The 23,194-nt window shown below is 64.7% G+C and carries 24 protein-coding genes; 6 read left to right on the top strand and 18 right to left on the bottom strand.

Translation table 11 applies throughout. The features are described from left to right. The first annotated feature begins 120 nt into the window (after positions 1 to 120). Both ACDH77_RS18695 and ACDH77_RS18690 read left to right on the top strand, forming a co-directional pair. Entirely contained in the window at positions 121 to 636 is a 516-nt protein-coding gene (locus ACDH77_RS18695; protein WP_008574784.1) for an RNA polymerase sigma factor, read from the top strand. Then, positions 633 to 1,385, top strand: coding sequence for an anti-sigma factor (locus ACDH77_RS18690; RefSeq protein WP_372353590.1), 753 nt, complete (start codon positions 633 to 635; stop codon positions 1,383 to 1,385). Before ACDH77_RS18695 ends, ACDH77_RS18690 begins: the two co-directional genes overlap by 4 nt. A gap of 55 nt (positions 1,386 to 1,440) precedes the next feature. On the opposite strand, the gene ACDH77_RS18685 is transcribed toward ACDH77_RS18690, so the two are convergent. The 7 genes from ACDH77_RS18685 to ACDH77_RS18655 all read right to left on the bottom strand — a co-directional run bounded on the left by ACDH77_RS18685 (position 1,441) and on the right by ACDH77_RS18655 (position 8,178). After that, positions 1,441 to 2,811, bottom strand: coding sequence for a leucyl aminopeptidase family protein (locus ACDH77_RS18685; protein ID WP_008574787.1), 1,371 nt, complete (start codon positions 2,809 to 2,811; stop codon positions 1,441 to 1,443). A gap of 41 nt (positions 2,812 to 2,852) precedes the next feature. Further along, positions 2,853 to 3,590 (bottom strand): HAD family hydrolase, encoded by a 738-nt coding sequence (locus tag ACDH77_RS18680; RefSeq protein ID WP_008574788.1) that lies wholly within the window; start codon positions 3,588 to 3,590, stop codon positions 2,853 to 2,855. 100 nt (positions 3,591 to 3,690) lie between these two features. Then, positions 3,691 to 4,797 carry an AI-2E family transporter gene (locus ACDH77_RS18675; protein WP_029820624.1) on the bottom strand — a complete coding sequence of 369 codons (1,107 nt, stop codon included), beginning with the start codon at positions 4,795 to 4,797 and terminating at the stop codon, positions 3,691 to 3,693. Between the two features lie 596 nt (positions 4,798 to 5,393). Continuing rightward, on the bottom strand, positions 5,394 to 5,777 hold the full coding sequence (locus ACDH77_RS18670; RefSeq protein WP_031424660.1) for a hypothetical protein: 384 nt from the start codon (positions 5,775 to 5,777) through the stop codon (positions 5,394 to 5,396). Then, positions 5,774 to 6,259, bottom strand: a complete 486-nt coding sequence (locus tag ACDH77_RS18665) for a phage holin family protein (RefSeq protein WP_014091315.1) — start codon at positions 6,257 to 6,259, stop codon at positions 5,774 to 5,776. The genes ACDH77_RS18670 and ACDH77_RS18665 overlap by 4 nt, the downstream gene beginning before the upstream one ends. A 3-nt stretch (positions 6,260 to 6,262) precedes the next feature. Further along, positions 6,263 to 6,625, bottom strand: a complete 363-nt coding sequence (locus ACDH77_RS18660) for a hypothetical protein (protein WP_008574792.1) — start codon at positions 6,623 to 6,625, stop codon at positions 6,263 to 6,265. A 116-nt stretch (positions 6,626 to 6,741) separates the two neighbouring features. Next, on the bottom strand, positions 6,742 to 8,178 hold the full coding sequence (locus ACDH77_RS18655) for a Do family serine endopeptidase (protein WP_005914355.1): 1,437 nt from the start codon (positions 8,176 to 8,178) through the stop codon (positions 6,742 to 6,744). Between the two features lie 243 nt (positions 8,179 to 8,421). On the opposite strand from ACDH77_RS18655, the gene ACDH77_RS18650 reads away from it, so the two are divergent. Further along, a complete protein-coding gene (locus tag ACDH77_RS18650; protein ID WP_338339895.1) occupies positions 8,422 to 9,273 on the top strand; it encodes a histidine biosynthesis protein HisIE in 852 nt (283 codons plus the stop codon). A 278-nt stretch (positions 9,274 to 9,551) separates the two neighbouring features. Here the strand turns inward: ACDH77_RS18650 and ACDH77_RS18645 are convergent, their stop codons facing one another. From ACDH77_RS18645 to ACDH77_RS18610, 8 genes are all read right to left on the bottom strand, one after another. Beyond that, on the bottom strand, positions 9,552 to 10,214 hold the full coding sequence (locus tag ACDH77_RS18645; RefSeq protein ID WP_071118126.1) for a DUF3313 domain-containing protein: 663 nt from the start codon (positions 10,212 to 10,214) through the stop codon (positions 9,552 to 9,554). Positions 10,215 to 10,278: 64 nt separating this feature from the next. Beyond that, on the bottom strand, positions 10,279 to 10,569 hold the full coding sequence (locus tag ACDH77_RS18640; RefSeq protein ID WP_008574798.1) for a hypothetical protein: 291 nt from the start codon (positions 10,567 to 10,569) through the stop codon (positions 10,279 to 10,281). A 376-nt stretch (positions 10,570 to 10,945) separates the two neighbouring features. Beyond that, positions 10,946 to 12,130 carry an ATP-binding protein gene (locus ACDH77_RS18635; protein ID WP_014091310.1) on the bottom strand — a complete coding sequence of 395 codons (1,185 nt, stop codon included), beginning with the start codon at positions 12,128 to 12,130 and terminating at the stop codon, positions 10,946 to 10,948. Beyond that, positions 12,127 to 12,792: a response regulator transcription factor gene (locus ACDH77_RS18630; protein ID WP_372353589.1), complete on the bottom strand. Its 666-nt coding sequence runs from the start codon at positions 12,790 to 12,792 to the stop codon at positions 12,127 to 12,129. Before ACDH77_RS18630 ends, ACDH77_RS18635 begins: the two co-directional genes overlap by 4 nt. Before the next feature lie 146 nt (positions 12,793 to 12,938). Further along, complete coding sequence (locus tag ACDH77_RS18625; protein WP_071118124.1) at positions 12,939 to 13,826, bottom strand: TIGR01777 family oxidoreductase; 888 nt, start codon at positions 13,824 to 13,826, stop codon at positions 12,939 to 12,941. Between the two features lie 206 nt (positions 13,827 to 14,032). Continuing rightward, complete coding sequence (locus ACDH77_RS18620) at positions 14,033 to 14,626, bottom strand: DUF4142 domain-containing protein (RefSeq protein WP_011348885.1); 594 nt, start codon at positions 14,624 to 14,626, stop codon at positions 14,033 to 14,035. A gap of 73 nt (positions 14,627 to 14,699) precedes the next feature. Then, positions 14,700 to 14,975, bottom strand: coding sequence for a hypothetical protein (locus ACDH77_RS18615; RefSeq protein WP_029820617.1), 276 nt, complete (start codon positions 14,973 to 14,975; stop codon positions 14,700 to 14,702). Positions 14,976 to 15,018: 43 nt separating this feature from the next. Continuing rightward, positions 15,019 to 15,300: a hypothetical protein gene (locus tag ACDH77_RS18610; protein ID WP_003486531.1), complete on the bottom strand. Its 282-nt coding sequence runs from the start codon at positions 15,298 to 15,300 to the stop codon at positions 15,019 to 15,021. A 404-nt stretch (positions 15,301 to 15,704) separates the two neighbouring features. Here ACDH77_RS18610 and ACDH77_RS18605 point away from each other — a divergent pair, with 404 nt between their 5' ends. The 3 genes from ACDH77_RS18605 to ACDH77_RS18595 all read left to right on the top strand — a co-directional run bounded on the left by ACDH77_RS18605 (position 15,705) and on the right by ACDH77_RS18595 (position 17,921). Continuing rightward, positions 15,705 to 15,869 (top strand): hypothetical protein, encoded by a 165-nt coding sequence (locus tag ACDH77_RS18605; protein WP_008574812.1) that lies wholly within the window; start codon positions 15,705 to 15,707, stop codon positions 15,867 to 15,869. An 88-nt stretch (positions 15,870 to 15,957) separates the two neighbouring features. Then, positions 15,958 to 17,052, top strand: coding sequence for a DUF3182 family protein (locus ACDH77_RS18600; RefSeq protein WP_372353588.1), 1,095 nt, complete (start codon positions 15,958 to 15,960; stop codon positions 17,050 to 17,052). Beyond that, on the top strand, positions 17,052 to 17,921 hold the full coding sequence (locus tag ACDH77_RS18595; RefSeq protein WP_008574816.1) for an alpha/beta hydrolase family protein: 870 nt from the start codon (positions 17,052 to 17,054) through the stop codon (positions 17,919 to 17,921). Before ACDH77_RS18600 ends, ACDH77_RS18595 begins: the two co-directional genes overlap by 1 nt. 267 nt (positions 17,922 to 18,188) lie before the next feature. On the opposite strand, the gene ACDH77_RS18590 is transcribed toward ACDH77_RS18595, so the two are convergent. The 3 genes from ACDH77_RS18590 to ACDH77_RS18580 form a co-directional block, all read right to left on the bottom strand. Continuing rightward, positions 18,189 to 18,989 carry a hypothetical protein gene (locus ACDH77_RS18590; protein ID WP_008574817.1) on the bottom strand — a complete coding sequence of 267 codons (801 nt, stop codon included), beginning with the start codon at positions 18,987 to 18,989 and terminating at the stop codon, positions 18,189 to 18,191. Between the two features lie 205 nt (positions 18,990 to 19,194). Continuing rightward, on the bottom strand, positions 19,195 to 20,418 hold the full coding sequence (locus tag ACDH77_RS18585; RefSeq protein ID WP_039417243.1) for an RtcB family protein: 1,224 nt from the start codon (positions 20,416 to 20,418) through the stop codon (positions 19,195 to 19,197). 54 nt (positions 20,419 to 20,472) lie between these two features. After that, entirely contained in the window at positions 20,473 to 21,597 is a 1,125-nt protein-coding gene (locus tag ACDH77_RS18580; protein WP_372353587.1) for a slipin family protein, read from the bottom strand. Positions 21,598 to 23,194: the final 1,597 nt, after the last annotated feature.

Below are 23,194 nucleotides of genomic sequence, written 5' to 3'. Positions count from 1 at the left end.
GTGAGACGACATGCGAGCCGCGTTATTCCCTCGTCCACCAACGACGGTGGCACGCACCGATCGCGGGAATAATCCACGCTCCAGTGCGTCTACCGTGTGATGCCACCACCACGCCCGCCAATGGATGCTCTGGACGATGACCAACTGCGCGCCGTGCTGCCGGCGCTGCGCCGCTTTGCGCGCTCGCTGAGCGGCGAGCCCGCCAGCGCCGACGATCTGGTGCAAGCCACACTGGAGCGCGCGCTGCGGCGGTGGCACACCCGGCATACCGCCGAAGCCCTGCAGCCCTGGCTGTTCGCCATCCTGTACCGGCAGTTTCTGGATGGGCAGCGGCGTGCCGCGCGCTGGCAGCGGGTCGTGGGCCTGTTCGCGCCGCAGCAGCCCAGCCAATCCGCGTCCGCTGAGCAGGTGCACGACGGCCGTGCCATGCTGGCCAGCCTTGCATCATTGCCGGCCGAACAACGCGCGTTGTTGCTCTTGGTCAGCGTGGACGGTTTCAGTTATCGCGAAGTGGCCGATACCCTCGGCATCCCGATCGGCACCGTGATGTCGCGCCTGTCGCGTGCGCGCGAACGCCTGCGTGCCGTGAACGAAGGCCAGGTGAATCACGCACCTGCATTGAGGATCCTGAAATGACCACCATGCCGCCCGACGAACACGCGCTGCACGCCTACGTCGATGGCCGCCTGACGCCGGAGCAACATGCAGCAGTGGCAGCCTGGCTGCAGGCACATCCCGCTCAGGCCGCGCGCGTGGCGGGCTGGAAGCGCGATGCCGAAGCGCTGCGTGCCGCACACGCCGGCCTGATGGCGGAGACTGGCGCCGTCGCCTTCACGCCTGCGGCGATTCGCCGTGGCTTGCAACAGCGCCGTCGTACCGCGTTTGCCGTGGCCGCCAGTTGCGTGCTGGCACTTGGCCTGGGTACCGGGCTGGGCTGGCAGCTGCATGCGAGCCGGATCGCCAGCCAACGCGTGCCGATGGCCGATGCAGTGGCCGCCTACCGCCTGTTCGCCGATGCCGACGCGCATCGGGGCATTGGGTTGGACGTGCAGCGCCGCGCCGAGTTGGAACCGTGGTTGCGCACGCATTTCGGCAACGCAGGCGCGGTGCCGGATCTGCGTGCGCAGGGGTATACGTTGCGCGGTGGGCAATTGCTGTCCACACCGGAAGGCGCGGCCGCGATGCTGGTCTACAGCGATGCCGACGGCGCACGCATTGGCCTGTATCTGCGTCCACGCAGCGGCCCGATGCCGACCGGCGAGCGCCGCGATGGCCGGCTGTTGGCGCAGTACTGGGCCGAAGGCGACACCGCATTCGCGCTGGTCGGCCCGGCGACGCAGACACGCATGCGCACGATCGCGCCGTTGTTGCGTCGCCAGGGCTGACCAGCGCAGCGCAAGCGTTGTGCTGGCCTCAGCCTGATTGCAGCGCTGCCCGCGCTCAGCCGCCGTAGCGTTGTTGCAGCATGGCGAACGCCGAGCGCAGTGCCAGCGCTTCGCCGCCGGCGGGGCGGCCGGGGCGGTCGCTGTCATTCCAGGCGTAGACGTCCAGATGCGCCCACGGCCGGCCGGGTGCCACGAAGCGTTCCAGATACAGCGCGGCGGTGACGGCGCCGGCCATGCGCGAGCCGGCGTTGGCCATGTCGGCTACATGGCTGTTGAGATAACGCAGGTATGGGCGCCATAGCGGCATGCGCCACACCGGGTCGCGGGTCTGTTCGCCGGCACTGATCCAGGCCTGCGCCAGCGCATCGTCGTTGGCAAAGAGCGCCGGCAGGTCCGGGCCCAGCGCGATGCGTGCCGCGCCGGTAAGCGTGGCGAAATCCAGGATCAGATCCGGGTGCTGCTCGGTGGCATAGCTCAGCGCATCGCACAGCACCAGGCGGCCTTCGGCATCGGTGTTGTCCACTTCCACCGTCACGCCGGCGCGGGTGGTGATCACTTCACCAGGGCGGAATGCATCCGGGCCCACCGCGTTCTCCACTGCCGCAATCAGCAGCGTCAGCCGCACCGGCAACTGCTGCGCCATTACCAGACCGGCCAGCGCCAACGCATGCGCCGCGCCGCCCATGTCCTTTTTCATGTTGCGCATGCCATCGGCCGGCTTCAAATCCAGCCCGCCGGTGTCAAAGCACACACCTTTGCCGACCAGCACCAGATGCGGATGCGCCGTGTCACCCCACTGCAACTGAATCAGTCGCGGCGCGCGATGCGAGGCGCGCCCCACGGCATGGATGGTGGGGAAGTTCTGCGCCAGCAACGCGTCGCCGACGATCGCATCGACCTGTGCGCCATGCGCCTGTCCGAGCGTGCGTGTGGCCTCTTCCAGATGCTGCGGGCCCATGTCTTCGGTGGGCGTGTTGACCCAGTCGCGCACGCGCAGGCACGCCTCGATCAGTGCGTGCGTCTGTGCCGAGGGCGTTGCAGCCAGTTCGGCCGGCGCGCGCGGCACCTTGCGATAACGCGAAAAGCGATAAGCGCCCAATCCCCAGCCCAGATGCAGCAACGCCTGCTCGGCATCGCTCAGCGGGTTGGCCAGCGTCCAGCGGCTGGCCGGCGGTAGGGCCATCGGCGCATGCGCGTAGGCGTAGGCATCGGCCCGGTCGCCGATCCCCAGGACCGCGCCGGCCAGCCCGTTGTCGCCCGGCAACAACAGCACGCTGCCCGGCGCGGCATCGAAACGCTGTGCCTGCGCCCACGACAGCACACCGGTGGGCTGCTCCGCGCACCAGCGCGTAAAGTTCTCGCGGTCGAGCACATACAGCGGCAAGGCTGCGGCATGGGGATCGGTGAAACCGGTGAGGTGCGACATGGAAATCCTCGAGTGCAGCGCCGTGCGCCGCGCAGAGTGGCTCAGGCGGGAAGGGTGATGCCGGCGTTCATCGGGCCTGGATGCGGCTGCTGCGCGTCCAGCCAATCGGCCAGCCCGGTCATGCTGTCGAATTCCAGATCCGGCTGCTGGGTGGGATGCGACCACACCGCGCCCTCGCGATTGATCCAGCAGGCGCGCAGGCCGGCATCCAGCGCGCCCAGCACGTCCATGCGCACATGGTCGCCCACATGCAGCACTTCCGAAGGCGGCACCTCGAGCCGGGCACAGGCGGCCAGGAAGATGCTCGGGTCGGGCTTTGCGCTGCCGTGTTCGCGCGAGCCCAGTTGAAACGCGAAGTGGTGCATCAGCCCGATGCGCTGCAAATCGGCATTGCCGTTGCTGAGCGCGGCCACCGGCACATGGGCGGCAATGCGCGCCAGCGCGTCGAGCGCATCCGGGTAGCATTCCACCTGGTTACGCGCCGCATAGAACACCTCGTAGGCCGGCTCCAGCAACGCCAGATCGCCGCCGCTCTCGCGCAACGCCATTTCCAACGTCAATCGGCGCAGCGCGCTGAGGTCGTGATGCAGGTGCGGGTTGTCGGCAAAGCTGCGCTCACGCAACTGGCGCATCGCCTCCACCGGAAAGCGCTCGGCAGTCACCGGGCTGTGCTCGCGCATCCAGTCGTACAGCACCTGATCGATCCGCGCCCCGATCGGCGCAAAGGGCCACAACGTATCGTCGAGGTCGAGGGTGATGGCGCGGATGTGGAAGCTCATCGCACGATTGTAATGCCGGGAATGGAGAGTCGGGAATCGAGAATGGGTAGAGCACCGCCTCTGCGCTTGCGATTCCCAACTCCCAATTCCCCATTCGCGGCTACTCCAGTAGCCGGGCCCAGCGCTGCATCCCGTCCACCCGGCTCAGCACCATCTTGATGCAGACCAGCAACGGCACCGCCAGCAGCAGGCCGACCATGCCCCACAGCCAGCCGAACAGCATCAGCGCCAGGATCAGCATCAGCGGCGAGATCGCCATGCGTCGGCCCAGCACGATCGGCGTCACCACCTGGCCTTCGATCGTGTGCAGGGCCAGGTACAGGATCGCCGGCAGCAGCGAGGACAAGGTGGTGCGAAATTCCACAAAACCCATCAGCAGCATCAGCATCACGCCGATCAACGGGCCGACATACGGTGCGAAATTCAGCAATGCGACCACCGTTCCCCACAGGATCGCTTCGGGCAGCGGAATCTGCAGCACAGACAAAATGCCGGCAAATACCAGCCCGACCAGGGTGTTGATCACGCTGATGGTGAGCACGTAGCGCGAGACCTCGCGCTCGATGTCCAGCATGATCTCGGTGGTGAACCGTTGCTGCTGCCGGTTCGGTAGCAAGGCGATCGCATGCCGTTGCAGGCTTTCGCCATACACCATGAAGAAGAACGTCAGCAGCACCACCGCCAGCACCGAAGCCGCCAGCTTGGGCGTGCGGACCAGCGCCTTGTAAGGGTCGTCCATCTGCGTGCGAACGATCTGCACGCCGCGCTGGCCTTCGCCACCGGCCGCGCGTGCAAAGTTTTCCGCTGCCTGGTTGGCTTGCATCACCGGCTTGGTGAGATCGCGCACATCGCGCGCAATCTGGCGCATCTGCCGTGGTGCCTGTTGCACCCATTCGGCGGCAGGGCCGGCCAATTGCGTGGCCAACGTGACGGTGCCGGCCAGGCCTAGGCACAGGATGAGCAAGGCGCCGAGAAACCGCGGGATGTACAGCTTGCGCAGACCCCGCAGGATGGGGTTGCCGATCAGCGCGAAAAACGCGGCCAGCATGATCGGCAGGATGATCGTCTGCGCTGCCCAGAGGGTGTAACCAACGGCGAGCGTGGCCAGCACCACCAGCGAGGCCGGCGCGCGCGGGCGGGGCGCCGGTGCGGGCGGAAGCGAATCTGCCGCGGTAACGGCATCCGGTGAGTCGACGGGAAGAGACATGCGCGCCCTGGCAGCAGACTGGCGTGCTGCCAGCGGTGCGCCATTATCGGCGCAATGCGTCAACGGCGCGCACAGAGCCTGTGGCAGGATGTCAGCGAACCAACGCTAGTCTGGCGAACTCGGCAGCAGCGCCCCTGTGCAGGTCGCGGGGCGTAGAGTCGGTTGTCGAAGTGGGATTGCCAGTGACCGCAGGATCCTGCCGCATGCTGCTGACTGCGACAGCACGCATGCCGTGCGGAATTGGCCGTCAGGCGTCAGCGCTCTGGGCGAGGAAAGGACCATTTGTCGCACGATTCCCGCATTTCAGCGCTGATATCCGTCAGCCTTCGCAGCGAGCAGTTATCCAGCGGAAATAGACAGCGCGGATGCCAGCATTGCGGGCCCGTCGTGCAGCGGTCTTTCAAGCATTTACCAAGCGCACTACGCGCGGACTGCATGCAGCGCCGGGATCAGAACGCAGCGCCAGGACCAAACATGACCATGTGGCGGTGGCACCTCTTCAAAGCGGCACTGGTATGTTGATGCCTTGCACAGGCAATCCGCTACTCTCGACGGCGGCCTGGCAAAGCGCTAGCCGCCGTGAATACCGTCCGCGCTCAGGCGGCGCGGTCGGCCGGGACCTGCACCACGGTCACCGGCGGGTCGGCTGCAACTTCCTCGGCATTGTCTGCCGCACGTTCGGCCTGCTCGGAAGCCTCCTGCGCACGGTGTGCAGTGAACAACGCAGAGATGGTACTGATCATCTGCAGAAGCTTGGGAATACCGCCAAGCTTGCTGGCGATGCTGCCCAATGCCGCCTGCGGTTCGTTGCGGCCGGTAACAAAGCCGAGCCCGAAGCCTACAGTCATGATCCGCAGTGGCGACCACCCGGCACGCCAGGTCTGGCGGAGTTCGCTCCAGTGCAGACGCGTTTCTTGCGCGCGTCCTTCGACCAGAAACTCGGCGCGTTCGACGCGTTGACGCAAGGTTCCAAACTTCATGGGCGTGCTCCACTGGCAGAGGTTGCCGCGTCATCGTCCTTGCTCGGGTCATCGAAAATTCCCAGCTTGATGAGCTGACGGCGCGTTGCATTCATGCCGGTGTGGTCGAAGTAGAAAAACACGCGCCATGCCGCGATGCCGGTCACCAACAGACTCGCCAACGCAGTGAAAAACATCGCCTGGAACCACGACAGCCCGGCACGTTGCAGCAGGGCGATGATGGCACCGGCCAGCAGCAACCACGACGAGGCACCGAACACCACGGCCACGCAGGCCCAGGCCAGGCCACGCCCGAATGCGCTGCGTGCCAGTTGCAGATCGGCCGACACCAGCCGGCGCAAGGCGCGGCTGGTGTCCTTGGCCGAGCCCAGCGTTGCACGGCCGGCTGCGCCGACCGCACGTACGCTTTCGTCCAGTCCTGGCGTCTGCGCGCGCGCGTCTGGCGCGTCGGTTCCGGCAGCGGGAGAGGCCTGATCGCTCACGACTTAGTTGTCGTTGCTGCGTGCCAGCTTGGCGATGACCCAGCCAGCGGCGAAGGCAACGCCGAAGGCAGCCAGCGGACGCTCGCGGATCAGATCGGTGGCGCTTTCCAGCAGATCGTTGCCCTTGGCAACCAGGACATCCATCTGCTCCTTGGCAGCGGCACCGCCGAACTCGGCAGCGGCCATGCCGGCCAGCGCGGTGTCAGACAGCTCGGCCTTGACGTTGGCGCGACCGAGCTTGAGCTCATCGCCAGCGGCGCTGGTGGCGCCCCTGACCGCTTCGCCAGCGGCGCTCGCTGCCGACTTCAGGTGGGTGCCGGCTTCGCTCAGGTTTTCCTTCAGCTGATCGGTATTGGTGGGGCTCATGCGATATCTCCTTCGGTCATTGATGGCAGCCGCCACTCACGTGCGGTCGAGCAGTAGCAATAGCATCGGGGGGGTGTAGGAGGCGTTAGTGGAAGCAACGCCCGGTACACATCGCGTCAACGCATCAGCGCGTCGTACTGCGCGTTGCCACGCAGGATGCGCACGACAAGCTGTTGCGGTTTACGCTGGAAATTGGCCCGCCAGCTGGCAAGGTCGGCGAACTCGCCCACGCTGCTGGCCACGATCACATCGCCGGCGACCAGGCCGTTGGCGGCAGCGCGACCGCCGCGTTTGACCTCGCTCACCATCACCCCGGTGATGCCTGACTGACGCAGCGATTCGGGGAGATCGACGAAGGTCGCGCCGGTCAGGCGCGGGTCCAGCATGTCGCCGGTGACGGCGCGGTCCTGCTCTTTCAGCGTGGCCTTGAGCTTGAGCGGCTTGCCATCGCGACGGATGTCCAGGGTCACCGCACTGCCAACCGCCTGCAGGCCTTCGTAATTGTGGAGCGCCTCGGCGCTGTCCACGCGCTGGTCGTTGGCCGCTACCACGACATCGCCCGGTTGCACGCCTGCCGCCGCCGCTGCGGAGCCCGGCAACACCCGTGTCACCAAGGCGCCGCGCAATGAATCCACGCCAAGGCCCTGCAACATCTGCTGGGTGAGGTTCTGGGTTTCCAGGCCGAGCGTGCCGCGCACCACCACGCCCTTGGTCACCAATTGCTCCACCACATTGCGCGCCAGGTTGGACGGAATCGCCAGCCCAAGGCCGATATTGCCGGCCATGCTGCCCTGTGGATTGAAGCTGGCGGTATTGATGCCCACCAACTGGCCTTGCAGGTTGACCAGCGCGCCGCCAGAGTTGCCGGGGTTGATCGAGGCGTCGGTCTGGATGAAGTTCTGATAGCCCAAGCCGCGAATTCCGCTGCGTCCCACAGCCGAGACGATGCCGGAGGTGACGGTCTGGGTGAAGCCGAACGGGTTGCCGATGGCCACCACGAAATCGCCCACGCGTAGCGCGTTGCTGTCGGCCAGTTTGATATCGGTGAGGTTGTCGGCCTTGATGCGGATCAGCGCAATATCGGTATCGGCATCGGAGCCGATGAACTCGGCCTTGACCGTGCGTCCGTCGCCGAGCGTCACCTGCACGTCGTCGGCGTTTTCGATGACGTGGTGATTGGTCAGTACGTACCCTTTTTGCGCATCGATGATCACGCCCGAACCCAGCGATTCGTTGATGCGGTCCTGCGGCACCTGCGGAAACAGCCGGCGCAGGATCGGGTCGTTGAAGAACGGGTTGCGGACGCGCACCACCTGTTTGGTGTTCACGCTCACCACCGCGGGCATGGCCTGCTGCAGCATCGGCGCCAGCGATGGCACTGGCTGGCCGGCCACCGCAGCCGGCAATGCGGCGGCCGTCGGCAGGGTAAAGGCGGCGTTGCTGGGGGGCGTGGCTTCGGCGCGATTGTCCAGCCAGGCGTTGATGCCGGTGGCGGCAAATCCGCCGAAGGCAGCGGCCAGCGAAAGAGTCAGCAGGGTAGGCAGCGGTCGCATGGAACGGATTCCGGGTTACGCGGTGGATGAGGAATAGGGCGTCTGACTGCGTAAATCAAGCTGAACGAGAGTGCCTGCGCGCAATTTAACTGCCGGTGAAAGTGCCGCACATCCCTTGCCCTGATTGCGTTGACAGCCCGACGGGCCGGGCGTAGCGTCCGCTTGATCCGATGCCTGTTCAGCATGTTGCGTGCGGTCGCGCATCGCCTGAGTTTCCCGCACTGACGCCCTTAAGGAGGGTCTATGAGCAACGGCAATGGCGTAACGGCAACCCTGTCCGACGCCGTCGATAGCGTAAAAAGCACCGCCACCGAATTGACCGAGACCATCGCCAGCACCGCCAGCGAGGCGGTCGCCAGCGTGCAGGAGGCCGCAGGCACGGCGGTGGAAGAGGTCAAGACGCAGGTGGCCAAAGCGCGCAAGGCGGTGGTCAAGGTCGAAAAGAACGTGGCCAAGAACGCCGGCACTGCGGCCACCGCAGTGAAACGCAGCGTGGCCAAGACCAAACGCTCGCTGGCGGCCACCAAGGACGCTGCCAAGGACAAGCTGGTCGCCACCAGGGAAGCCGCCAAGCAGAAGCTTACCGCCACCAAGGACGCGGCCAAGCAAACGTTGACCTCGACCACGCAGGCCGCCAAGCAGAAGTTGAGCAGCACCAGTGCCGCGGCCAGGAAGAAGATTACCGACACCAAGGCCACTACCAGGCGCAAGCTGGAAACCGCCAAGGCCAATGCCAAGGCCGAAGCGGCCGCATTGAGTGCCAAGACGGCTGCCAAGAGCGCCGCACGCAAGACCGCCGTCGCAACGGTGAACGCACGCACGGCGGCGAAGAAGGCAGCGAAGAAGGCAGTGGCCAAGCCGGCGGCAGCGACGAAGACGTTGCTCAAGCCTGCAGCGAAGAAGGCGCCGGTGGCCAAGCAAACCGCGACCAGGCAGGCCGCAGTGAAGAAGGCCCCGCTCAAGAAGGCCGCGACCAAGACCGCGTTGAAGAAAGCCGCCAAGGTGACCAAGACCCCGGCCACGCGTGCCGTGGCAAAGACCACCGCCGCGCGCAAGGCAGTGGGCAAGAAAGCGGCAAAGCGCGTCACGCGCTGAGGTTGTCACGCTGCGGCGCAGGGTGCGATGTGCGGGTCGCCAGGTAGCCTGGAAGGCGTGCAACGCACGCGATAGGTGTCACCGTCCCTGTGCAATGGTGAAGACGCCGGCGCTGTTCCACAGCGTCGGCGTTTTTGTTGCAGCGGCTTTGGCCAGCGCTCCCCGTCTGCAGCCAACACGCTGATGACCCTGCACTGCGCGGGAGGATTGCCCGAACGTATCGCGTGCATGCACTCCGATACGCACAGGCATCGCGCATGCAATAAAAGGAGCAGGGCCTAGCGCATGCCATCGACCAACTGTTGCGCACCCAGGCCGATCCCTGCCTTGGCCGCGTCATAAGCACCAAGGCTGGCCTTGATGTTCATTGCATTGGGGTACTGCTTTTCGACATAGGCCGCCAGCAGGCGATCGCTTGACGCGTCGAAGATTTCCACCGCATAGCTGACCGAGCCGGAGAATGCGCCCTCCTTGCCACGCGCGGCCTGCACGGCATTGTAGGCGCCGCCTCCGATATCGACCTTCATGAAGGTGCCGAGCACCCGCTTGCTGGGTTTGGCGCCGGTCAAGGTGAGCCGCACACGCAAGGTGTCGGGCCCGATGGCGGTGGTGGGCTGCCAGCGCTGGCCAATCGCGTCGCCGAACTCGCGTTGCATGAGATCGGCGAGCATGCGTTTGTCCTGCTCGGGTACCCCTTCGAATTGCGCGTCCGCGCCGCGGTAAATGCGCACCGGCTCGACCAATGCGGTGCGATACCGCGACCAATCGACCTGGCCGTGATACGCGTACGGCATGCGGCCGCCGCGGCTGCCATCGTGCGGGCGCAGGTAGCTCGAAGATGGCAGTTGGCGATAGGGCGTGGGGCGGGTGCTGGCGCAGCCGATCAGGCTGACGCTGACGACGGCGAGTGCGCAGTATCGAACGAAGCAAGAAGTCGACATGGAGAACTACCTGGTGGAAGAAGGCGAGTGGGCGCAGTTCCAGCGCGCTGGCGTGACCTGATGTTCAGTGCAGTAGAACGCTGGCAGCGGCCAAGGCCAGAACGGCCGTTGCGGCAGTGAACAACACGCCGCGCCTGGCCAGGTGCTGCAGGCGGCGGGCAGCGCGCGCGCTGCGGATATCCGGCAACGCGCACCAGATGTCGCGGTTGCGCGTGCCGGCAGAGCCGCAGCGAAATTCCGGCGCGAGAGGCCGTGGCAGCGGATGCGCAGCGACGGGGTCGTTGGCAGCGCACTGCCCGACCGGCAGCGACGGCGCGGTGGGGAAGTGTTGCGTGAAACGGATCGAATGAGGCATCACCAGGCATCCTTGATGCGTGCGGTGAGTGCACTGTAGGCAAGCGATTTTGGGAACTTATTGGATCAACGCGACGAACGCACCGCTTGGCGAAAGCGCGACATTTCTTTGCAGCACGCAATGGTGTCGGCATTAGAGCGACCACCAAAATGTAGCGAGCAGGTGGTGTGGACGGCGCTCGGGAGCCGCGATGTACGCGTCAGATGGGCCGTCTCGCGCTGCGCGCTGGGCGCTGGGTGTGTGCGTGCGCAGTCGCGCATTTCACGTACCCCTGCTGGTCCATCGCGCACCGCGCACTCGCCGCGCCAGCCTGTGGTTGCGCCGTCGTTTGGTTGGCCGCATATCGTAGTGCTCTCGCGCTGCAGCGCAGGCGGCTTCAGGTCGCGCCGGCAGGGCGGTTGCCGGCAAACACCACGCGCACGCAGAGGCCGCGTCCATCGTTGCCGTCGCCGGCTTCGATCGTTGCTCCGTGCAGGCGCGCAATGCCGGCGACCAGCGACAATCCGATGCCACTGCCCTGTACCGCGCTGCCGGGCACGCGATAAAACCGCTCGAAAATAGAAGCCTGCGCGCTTTCGGGCACGCCGGGACCGTCATCGCTGACCTGCAGGAACGGGTGCAGTACGTCAGCGCGCACACAATAGCCGCAGCTCACTTCCACCTTGCCATGCAGGCGGCCATAGCGGATGGCGTTGTCGACCAGGTTGCGGATCAGAATGCCCACTGCATCCACATCGCAACGCAGCAGGCAGGGCGATGCCTCAACCTGTAACTGCAGCTGGCGTGCGTCGGCCTGCACGCTGAATTCGTCCAGCACATGCGAGATCAGCTCGCCCATTTCGACTTGATGATAGGCGGCTGAACTGATGCCGGCATCCAGTCGCGCCAGATCCAGCAATTGTTCGGCCAGCCGGTTGCTGCGCCGCGCGGTTTCCAGCAGTTGGCCCAGCGCGGCGTCCTTGGCCTCCGGTGTGGACGCGCGCAATGCGACCTCGGCGTAGGCATGCAGTGCCGAGAGCGGGGTGCGCAGTTCGTGCGCGGCATCGGCGACGAAATCGCGCTCGGCCTGGACGGCTTGTTCCACCCGCGCCAGCAAGGTGTTGAACGAGGCGATCAACGGGCGGACTTCGTCGGGCGCCTGTGCCAGCGGCACCGGCTCGGTATCCAGGCCGGTACGTTGCGCGATGGCGCCGGACAGGGCGCGTAGCGGCCCCAGCGAGGTCCGCACGGCCCACCACATCAATAGTCCCAGGATGCCCAATTGCACGGTGTTGAGCACCACGGCAATCAGGGTCTGCTTGACGCTCATGCGCGAGGATGGGTTGCCGATCGGGGTCGACGTGGCTGCCGCGCCGGGCGTCTCTGTCTGCGTATCGAAGCGGTGCTGGAGAGCGTCGGGCAAGGTGGCGATCAGTCGATCGCCGAGAAGGTTGAGTTCCTGCTCGAACACGCTGTGATGACCCTGGGTGACCAGTGCGACCAGGATCCATAGAGAGGTGGACCAGCTCAGCAGAACGATCGCGGCCAGCGCCGCCAGCATGCGTGCCTGCAGCGACTTCATTCCGGGGTCTTTCCGACCATGTAGCCCTGGCCGTAGACGGTGGAGATCAGCGCATCGCCCAGCTTGCGCCGCAACTGGTGCACATACACCGCGATCATGTTGCTGCCGCCTTCGGACGGGCCGCCATAGACGCCTTCTTCCAGCTGATCCTTGGTGACCACGCGTCCGGCACGTTCCATCAACGCCAGCAGCAGGCGATATTCGTGTGCGCTCAGCGCCACCCATTTACCGTCCTTGGTGACCTTGCGGTTGCCCGGATCCATGCAGACGTCGCCGTGGCTGAGCAGGGGCACCACGCGGCCCTGGCTGCGCCGGGTGACCGCGCGCAGCCGTGCCATCAGCTCGTCGAACTGAAACGGCTTGACTAGATAATCGTCGGCGCCGGCATCCAGGCCGCGGATGCGGTCGGTGAGCTGGCCACGCGCGGTCAGCGCGATCACCGGGGTGGCATCGTAGTGGCTGCGCATGAAACGGATCACGCTCAGCCCGGACTCGCCCGGCAGGCCGATATCCAGCAATACCGCACTGTAGCGGTGGTCCACCAGCACCGTCTTGGCGGCATTGGCATGACCGACATGATCGATGGTCCATGACTGCTGACGCACACCCTCGCAGATGGCGCTGGCCAGCATGGTGTCGTCTTCGACGAGGAGCAGATGCATAGGTGTTCTGCCGTGCGCAGGGCCAGTCCGAGATCCGCAGCACTGTCGGTGATGAAGTTTGGGCAAATATTAGGGCATGGCCAAACCGCATGCAGGCCAGGCCATGCATGCCGTTCGATCCCGTCTGGTCAGGCCCTGGCCGCCGCTCAGCGCTGCAGAATGGCGCGCAGCGCAGCGTCCAGGTGCAGGTACTGGAAGCGGAAGCCGGCATCGAGCGCGCGTTGCGGCAGCACGCGCTGGCTGATCAGCAGCAGGTCGGCCATCTCGCCGAAGCCCAGCCGCAGCACGCCGGCCGGCAGCGCCAGCAGGGCAGGGCGGTGCAGCACCTTCGCCAGCGTGCGCGCGAAGTCGGCATTGGTCACCGGATTGGGCGCGGTGGCGTTGTAGGCGCCGGGTTGGCCGTGCTGCAGCAGCCACAGCAGGAGCGCAACCATATCGGCGCGGTGGATCCAGCTCATCCAGTGCCGGCCATCGCCGAACGGCCCACCGCCGCCGAATCGAAATGCCGGCAGCATGCGGGCCAGCGCGCCGCCATCGCGATCCAGCACGATCCCGGTGCGCACCCAGCTCACCCGCGGGCCGAGTGCGGCGATGGTGTTGGCTTCGGCTTCCCAGTCGCGGCACAGCACGGCAGAGAAGTCATCGCCGGCGGGCTCGGCCTCGGTCAATGCCGTATCGCCACGTTCGCCGTAGTAGCCCACGGCCGAGCCGGAAATCAGCACCGAGGGGCGTTGTGCGGCCGGCTGCTGCGCAATCCAGTCATGCAATTGGCGCGTGATGCCCAGGCGCGATTGGCGGAAGCGCTGCTTGCGGGCATCGGTCCAGCGGCCGGCGGCCAGCGGCTCGCCAGCCAGGTTGATGACCGCATCGGCCTGCACTCCATCCAGCGTATGCACGGCGGCCGTGCCGGGCAGGATGCGCTTGGCGCGGTGCGGGTCGCGGGTCAGCACGCTGACCTGATGGCCGGCCTGCAGCAATGCCGGGCACAGGGCCTGGCCAATGAAGCCGGTGCCGCCGGTGATGAGCAGATGCATGGAGGGCTCCTGGCCGAATCGATGCGGCACGATAGGCCAGGATCACGCCAAGCGAGGTGAAGCTAGCGCGCGCATGCGGCCGTGCGCTGCAGGGTCAGCCTGCGGCGTGGCCCAACGACCTCAAGGACAGCCGCATGTGCTGTCCACCCAACGCAAACGCGCCGGACTGGCCGGCGCGTTTGCAGGGCAAGCGCCTGATCGGCTGCTTACTTGGACGAAGACACCGCGTGGGCGCGTTCGAAATGCGCCGAGACCACGCGACGCGTCTCTTCCAGATGTTGCTTGACCGGCGCGCTTTCGGCGGCGGGCAGCAGTTCCGAATCGATGATCTTGATGGTGTCGCCATGGTCGATGACCATGTTGCGCATGAATGCATTGCGGTAGGCATCCTTGCCGTCCGGCAGGGTCAGCGTCTTGGACAGCGCTTCCACTGCCGCCTTGCCCTTGGCACGTATGGCCTGCGCGCGCGGGCTCTCGGTTGCGCCAAGCGACTTGGTCTTTTCAAGGTTGGCCTCGTGGTCGTGCAGCATCTGCTGCGCGAACTCGCCGGTGGCACCGCCCAGATCCTGTTCGATGGCCTGCTTGGCGAGTGCGATCTCGTTGTCGTCGATCGCAGCCAGCACGCCCAGCACCGCGCCATCGCCCTTGGCCAGCTCGGTCGCGCCGCTTCCGCTGACGGGCGCAGCCGTCGGCTCGGGCGACACCGCTGGCGCGGTGCGCGAAGCATCGCCGCCGGGGCGGTCGCAGGCAGTCAGAGAGAGCATGGCCAACAGCGAAGCGGTGAGAAGCGTGACTTTCATGAAGATCCTGGAATGATCGGCAATTGCCGGGGTGGAATGCAAAGGAGCCGCTAGGCGGCTCCGGGGAGGTCGGTCAGGCCCACTGCGGCTGGGCAACGGGCGCCATGCCCAATGGTCTGGCGGGCGCCTTGGGTGCGCGCACGGCCTCCTGCGCACTGCGGCAGGTACGTGCCATGCGAGCGGTACGTTCGCGAATCAACGCGTGTTCGCTGATCGGCGCGCTACCCAACAGACTGGCCACGTGGAAGCCAAGGATTTCCTCCGCGCGGTCGCCCTGGTCGCTGACGATGTGCGGCACCAACCGCTCCAGTCGTTCCAGCTCCTGCTGCACTTGATACGGGGTTTTCATGACGATCTCCAATGAAAAACAGATGTTGCTCGATACTGCGGACTCAACTATTGCGCGCGCCCAAGCGCTGCCAGCAATCGGTTGCCAACTGTTCGTAGTTGGACTGCGTGCTGGATGAAATGAAGTGGTGCTCCAAGCGGTCCCGAAATAGGCGCAGACGTTCCTGGTCGCTCGAACGCGGGGCTTGCAGGTAGATATCGCAGGCCATTTTCACCACCGGGGACAACTCGCTGAACTTGCCTGCGCCGAGGTTGCCCTGGGCATGCCGCGCCTGCCAATGCGCGATTTCGGCCTGTACATCGATGACGGATGGATCTCTGCTCATGACTTGGGGTGTTCCGGTATAAACAAACTTGACCTGCAGAGTAACTGCGGGTATGTCAACGATTGATCATCGAACCCGACCATTGCAGCACTTCGGTGCATTGCACGCTTAACTGGTCAGATTGTTCGAGTGCATCTACACGCAATGCATGCAGGTGCGTGCATGTGGTCAATGCGTACCAAGTGACGCGTTTGAACCCGTGTGGTCGAAGCGACGCGTTGGTCTCGCATGCGTTTCGATGTCACGACTGCAACGTGGCCTGATCACACCAGGCAGGTGATCGCCGATCGGGCAAAATCGCTTTCGCAAAGCCGCATTTCACGGAAGATTCTGAACCGCTCCACACCTGTGTAACGTCTGATCATTAAGGTAGGCGGCGACGTAATGGAGCGAGAGTACCCAGGATGCAGGACAGCGAGACCCGTAGCCCTAAGCCGCATCATGCAAGCGGCACACCTGAAGCGCGCGTGTGGTGGCATGCCTTGTTGGAGTTGCGCGGCGGGCGTATTGCCATCAGTTTGATCGTGGTGTTCCTGATTGTGCTTGGCTTGTATCTGGCACTGAAGTAAGGCTCCGGCGATACCCACTGCCACGACTCGTCCCTCAGCTGCGACCGAGGCCAGCAACGACGCGCGATCACGCCGCAGGGGAGATGTCATGGCACAGACACACTATCGGCAGGTGCTTGGGCATGCCACGCGCGTGGTGCCCGAGCATGGTCATGAGCGTGCAACGCACGCATGGGTCTGTCGCGAGGTCGCGCATTTGCTGGGCGTGCCCGATGCCGGCGTCGCTGGCGATGGCGTGATCGAAGTTGGAACATTCCACGTACCCGATGACACGCTCACTACCGCGCAAGCGCGCGGGCTGGGCATCCACGGCGTCGGTGACTTGCTCGGCGGTATCGTGCCGCATGCGTTTCTGGCCACCAAGGTCATCGGTCACCCACTGGTTTCTGACGACGCGGCAAGCACTGCGTGCTGGGACCAGGCGCTGGCCATGTCGCTGATTCCCGCCACGCTGCCGGGCTACACCGCGTTTTCTCGCCCGGATGCGATGCATGCGTTCGAGGCGCTGTCTGATGGTGGAGACGTGCGCCTGAAGCTGCCCACCGGCGTGGGCGGCAACGACCAATGGCGCATTGCCGACGCATCGCAGCTGGCGCAGGTACTGGATAGCCTGCCCGATACCTATCTAGGCACGCATGGCGGCGTGCTGGAACGCAATATCTTGCAGCCAACGACGCACAGCGTAGGCGAGTTGTGTCTTGCCGGCGTCCAGATTGCGTATTACGGCACGCAATGCAGCGTGCCCGATGCGGACGGCAGCGATGTGTATGGCGGCTCGTCGCTGTGCGTGTACCGCGGGTCGTTGGAGGCACTGATGGCCACAGCTTTGCCATCGCTGGAGCGACGGGTGGTCGAGCAGGCGTGCAGGTACGATCGATGCGTCACCGCCGCTTATCCTGAGCTGCAGATTTCCCGCCGCAACTACGATGTGGTCAGCGGTCAGGATGCTGGCGATGTCCCGGTATGCGGCGTGCTGGAACAATCCTGGCGAATCGGTGGTGCAACCCCGGCAGAACTCGCTGCAATCGCCGCCTTTCAGCAAGATCCCGCATTGCAGTGGGTAAGGGCGTCCACACACGAAATCTATCAGGGCCAGCCGCCGGCCGATGCACAGGTCTACTATCGCGCAACCCAATCCGGTCCAGGGCCGCGCTACAAATACAGGAGGATCTCTGCGACGTAATGGAAGCCAAACTTTCTAGCATCGACATTCCGGTCGGCCAGGACGCACTCAGCGGCACCTTGCTCACGCCCTCAGGCATGCCTGCAGTGTTGTTCGTGCACGGCTGGGGCGGCAGCCAGCACCACAGCCTGGTACGTGCGCGCGAGGCAGCAGGCCTGGGCTGCATCTGCATGACCTTCGATCTGCGTGGGCATGAGGGTTACGCATCGATGCGCCAGACCGTGACACGCGGGCAGAACCTGGACGACATCAAGGCTGCCTACGATCAACTGGCAGGTCTACCCTACGTGGATGCGCAGTCGATCGCAGTGGTCGGCCTGAGCTACGGTGGCTATCTGTCCGCATTGCTGACGCGCGAGCGCCCGGTGGAATGGCTGGCGTTGCGTTCGCCTGCGCTCTACAAGGATGCCCACTGGGATCAACCCAAGGTCAGCCTCAACGCCGACCCGGACCTGATGGCGTACCGCCAGCAGCGCCTGCGTCCGGCAGACAACATCGCCTTGGCCGCCTGCGCCGAGTACAAGGGCGATGTGCTGTTGGTGGAAGCCGAGCACGATGCGATCGTGCCGCAGCCGGTGCTGCACAACTATGCGCAAGCGTTCGTGCAGGCGCGTTCGCTCACATCGCGTGTCATCGCTGGCGCGGACCATGCGCTCAGCATCAAGGAACACCAGCAGCAATACACGCGTGCCCTGATCGACTGGCTGACCGAAATGGTCGTCGGCCGGCGCATTGCATTGGCCAAGGAGGTGGTGGCCACGCGCAAGCAGTTGCTCAAAGATCAACAGGGCGCTGCTGCGGCCCCGTCGGAACAGACCACTGCGGTATTTCGCGGCGACATCCGTGCGGTGGAGAAGACCGCAGGGTAGTGATCCGGGAAAACGTGGCGTGCAAAGCCATGGGGTCGCGCACGCGTCGCTCTTTTCTTTCTGCGTGTTGAAGACCCGGTGGGCCCGCGGATTGCCTTGTGGATTCGTCAGCCTGAGATCATCTCGGTACTGCTTTTTTTCTGAGCGCCGCCGAGTGAGCAGGAACCCGCATTACTCCATAACGCAGAACGGGCCCGAGTGGGCCCGTTCTGGTTCAACGTCGTGCGCTGGCCGCGGCACTTGTGACCGCGCCGCTGCGATCACGCGTTAGACGCGCGGGTCGGTCGGGTGACGGCGCGCCGCTGCATCGTGATGATCCGAGTCGAATGCCTCACGTACCGCATGCTTGGCCTTTTCCCAGCTCAGGCGCGAATTGGCCTTGAAGCGGTCCCAGCCATCGCCCAGATCGCGTTCCAGGTGGTCGTCCCACTGGCGGCCGGCGTGCTGCTGCCGTGCCTGCATGCCATAGCGATAGGCCGGGCGATAGTCGTCGTACGAATAGTCGACATCGCGGTAGCTGGCGCTGTCGAAGCGGCCTGCGTAATGCGTGTCGCTGTCGCGATAGACAGTGTGGGTACGGTCCGCACGCTCCCATGCATCGCGTGCTGCAAGCCGGGCTTCATCCCATTCCAGGCGCGATTGCCCGCGGTTACGCGGCCATTCGCCGGCCAGCGTGGCTTCGGTTTCTTCCCAGGTGCTGGTCGGGCGGGTTTCGCGTGCCTGCAAACCGAATCCGTAGACGGTGGCGTAGTCGCGATCGTAGTCGGTGCCTTCCTTGTAGTAGGGGCGGTTGCGATGCTCCTGGCGCCAGTATTCGGTCTCCACAGTGGGGTCGAGCCGTTCGGCCACGCCCTTGCCAGCCGCTGCGCCAGCAACCACGCCGGCCGCTGCACCAATCAAGGTGCCGAGCGGCCCGAACACCGTGCCTGCAAGCGCCCCTGCCGCCGCACCGCCGGCGATGCCGCCCACACCGACGCCAACCGGATGCGAACCAGGCGCACCGGAGATCGGGTCGCGGTTCAAGTCCTTTGCTTCTTCCTTGCGTTCCTGCTTGTCGAGATTGCTCATACCGCCTCCGGATTATCTGATGGATGCGCCCTGTAGATCAGACCGCGAACGAGGCGCAACGATGGCGTCGCAAGAGTGAAACGTGCGTGCTTTGATGTGAGCGCGATCGCGACATGACTGAACTGTGCATTGCATTGCGGATGAGGTTGCTCACTCGCACTTGCAACGTGTCTGTAGCGAAAAGGGCCGCTGGCGCGGCCCTTTTCTATCCCTTGATGCACACCACCTGGCGCAAGGTGTGCAGCACCTCGACCAGGTCCTGCTGCGCCGCCATCACTGCATCGATGGACTTGTACGCTGCAGGCGACTCGTCGAGCACCGCCGCGTCCTTGCGGCATTCCACATGTGCGGTGGCCTGACGATGCTGTGCCAGGGTGATCTGCGCGCGTGCAGCGGTCCTGCTCATCACACGCCCCGCGCCGTGGCTGCAGCTGTGGAAACTGTCGGCGTTGCCCAACCCACGCACGATGTAGCTGCGCGTGCCCATGCTGCCCGGAATGATGCCCAGCTCGCCGACACGAGCGCTCACTGCGCCCTTGCGGGTGATCAACAATTCCTCACCAGCGTGCGTTTCCTTCTGCACGTAGTTGTGGTGGCAATTGACTGCGAGCTTTTCCAGCTGGAATTTGGGCAAGCGGTGACGCATCTCGGCCAGCACGCGCGCCATCATCGCCTCGCGATTTTCGCGGGCGTAATCCTGCGCCCACGACACCGCTTCGACGTACTCGTCGAACAACGGCTCGCCCTGCATGAAGAAGGCCAGGTCCTTGTCGGGCAGATGGAAACCCAACACGCGATGCGCCAGTTGTTCGCGCGCGCGCTCGATGAAGTACGTGCCGATCAGGTTGCCGGTGCCGCGCGAACCGCTGTGCAGCATCACCCATACCGCATCGGTTTCGTCCAGGCAGATCTCGATGAAGTGGTTGCCGCCGCCCAGCGTGCCGATCTGGCAGTCCAGCTTGTCGGTACGGATGCGCTTGTGCTGCTGCTTGATCGCATCCAGACGCTGCACCAGCCCGGACTGCGCAATGCGGGTCTCGATGCTAACCGGCAGCTTGCGATGCTCGCCGCCACGTCCATTGCCCACCGGCACGCTACGCTCGATGCTGGAGCGCAATTGCGCCAGATTGTCGGGCAGGTCGTTGGCGCGCAGCGTGGTGCGCACCGCAGCCATGCCGCAGCCGATATCCACGCCGACCGCCGCCGGGATGATCGCGCCACGGGTTGGAATGACCGAGCCCACGGTTGCGCCTTTACCCAGGTGTACGTCGGGCATCACCGCTACCCACGGACCGACAAACGGTACCGCCGCGATATTGCGCAGCTGCGCATGCGCCTGCTCTTCCAGGGGCACGCCGCGCACCCAGCCCTTGATCGGGGTGGTGCTGCCCTCGGCATGCAGAAATTCAAAGTGTTGTGATGTACTCATTGTTGTCATTGCCTTGCGGCAGTGCGTGGCAGATCCTTCCGCCACGCGCAGCCTTCATTGCCTGATCGTCACCAATTGCTTCAGCACGCCATCCAGGCCGCCGAACACGGTGAGCTTGTCGATCTTTTCGGTGACCTTTTCCAGCGCCTCCAGTTCCTTCAAACGCATCAGCACCGGGCTGTCTTCGATCAACTTGGCGGTGTTGAGCAACGAGCGCGTGGCATTGGCCTCTTCGCGCTGGCGGATGACGTTGGCTTGCGCCTGCTTCTCCGCTTGCACGACCGCGTTGAGGATCTCGCGCATCTCGCCCGGCAGGATCACGTCCTTGACGCCGACGCCCAGCACCTCGATGCCGAAGCCGCTCACGCTGCCGCGCACATACCCGAAGATATCCGCATCCAGGCAGGCCTTGTCGCCCAACAACTCGTCCAGCGTCTTGGACGAGACCGCGCGCCGCAAGCCGTACTGCAACTCGCGATACAGGTAATCGCCGGCCTTGGCCACGCGCGTGCGCATTGCCACCGCATCGGTGACGCGCATGCTGGCGGCCAAATTGACGCGCAACGACACCTTGTCGCGCGTCAACAGCTCCTGCCCGGACACTTCGACCGACTGCACGCGCAGATCGATCACGTCGGTGGTGATGTTCTTCTGGAAATTCCAGAACGCATACGCCCCCGGCCCGAACGGTGCAAACAGCTTGCCGTCGACGAACACCAGCCCTTGCGACTCGGCTGGGACGTCCATGCAGACCGCCACACGCGACAGCGTGCCGAGCTGACGCAGCCTGCGCTGCACATCGGTGGGCACCTGCAGCCCATCGCCCAATGGCAGGGTCTGCACCTCGATTGCCGCCGGACCACGCCAGTACAGCGTGCGTGTGCCCGGTGGCAGCACGTCCTCGAGCTTGCCGTTGCGGATCAGCAAGCCGACCTGCGCGGTGCCGATGTCGGCCAGCACGAAGTGTTGCGGCAGGGTGCTGCCGAGCGTATCGATCAGCATCTCCGCATCGCGGCCCATATAGGCGCCTTGCGTGATGGCGTGGACGATGACCTCGCTGCGACCCAACGGGTCGAACAGGCGATAGACGCCGGGGACGAGCACCCGCTCGAACCGACGATTGCGATACACCAGGCCGCGCTCGCCGTCACCGATCACGACCCTCTTGGTCCAGAACATGGCACTTCTCCTTAGGTTTGGCTCTGGTGGTCCGATCCGGGAATGCAAGCGTTCCGCCGCCCGGATCGGACTGCTGGCGGAACGTGTGCCGATGCAACGCGGCGTTGAAGGGTGGAAACGCCCGTGACGGCGGCCGTGCGGGGCGCAATGCGCTGTTGGCGCCTGCAGGTGCGTGGCTGATGCGGTGCGATGTCTTGCACAACGGCAGCGAACGGCGCAGCACGCGCGTTCAGGACAAAGGCCCGGCAGGGGCGCCGCTGCTGCAGGCAGTCAGGCGATGGCTTGCCTGTTTGCCTGCGGCATGGGCGTTTCCGTAAAGGGACTTGCGTCCCGAGGAATGACCGAAAAGGTCATGCATGGAGCGGGATTCGAACCCGCGACTAACAGATTACAAATCTGCTGCTCTACCAATTGAGCTATCCAGTGGTGGGTATTCCGGAATTGAACCAGGCCTACGGCTTGCGCCGCCGCTCCACCAGGAGCCGATACCCGTAACGAGAAACATGAAAAAGAGTTCGGTATACGCCACGGCATTGCCGCGCGCACCAGCTGGAATAAATTCCAGGCCGCTGAATATCTTTCGCAATGTTTCTGATTACCGTTTTATTCAAACGGCAATTCTTGTATGCGCATGACCACGCGCCACCCGTGCCCGGCACGTAGCGCTTTGGCGCCTGGTCGCGTGCAACGTCCGTGTTGTCGGGCAATTCCATGCCCGGGTACCTGGAGGGTCATCCACAAGAGTCGGTGCGAACGCATACGAAAACGCCCCCGGATGCTGCATTCGAGGGCGTTCGCTTGCCTCGGAGATCGGGTGACCGATCTCCTTGTCAGGACATCAGTCGAAGAGGGTGATGCGCACGTCTGCTTTCTTAGTGCGCACACACGATGCCGCGCGGTGAGCGCTGGGCAGTCGGTTGAGTGTGGCGGAGTTGAGCAGGGACATGAGGCCGATTGGGTAAAAGTGCAGACGTGGCTGCCGAGGGCGCGAACATTACCCGTGTCTTTTTAGCGATGCAAGCACTTTATGCAATTATGTTCTGGATTATCTCTCTGGCGGTCGGAGTCGGTCGTCGGAAACAGAATCGAAATCGCGTCGCGGCAGCAGGCGAGAGCCATTGCGTGGGATGGTCGACACAAGCGATGCCACGATTTCGAAATTCAGGACCAGGCGAGCCGATGCGGCGCGCGGCGAGCAATCGACATGCAATTCAAGCGGCGCGCTGTTGGCCGGTGCAGCCCGTGATCCATGTCCACGCGGACACTGGACGCGCTCACGCGGCCTGCAGCCTTGTGGATTTGTAGGCCATGTAAGCCTTCGCCTGCAGCGCTTCCATCGCTTCGAGAGAATGGGGCGGCAGCTAGAGTCTTTGCACAGATGCCGCATGCGTCGCATTGGGCGAGGCATCGCTCGTCGCGCATCGATGCTGCGGGCCGTTTCGCCTCTGTGCCGATGACAGAGGGACGACACGTCACCGCGCGTTGTGTGCGCCCGCATGTCGCCAGTCACGCAGGATGGCCTGAAGTGTTGGATCAGAGTGGCTCGCAAGAGCGATGCCGCACCCGCCACGTCTTTGAAGATCCGTGATCCGGCACG

The sequence above is a fragment of the Xanthomonas axonopodis pv. maculifoliigardeniae genome, assembly GCF_041519315.1.
Taxonomy (GTDB): Bacteria; Pseudomonadota; Gammaproteobacteria; order Xanthomonadales; family Xanthomonadaceae; genus Xanthomonas; species Xanthomonas euvesicatoria.
The sequence above is the reverse complement of the archived record's forward strand: the minus strand, read 5'-3'. Positions and strand labels throughout refer to the sequence as shown.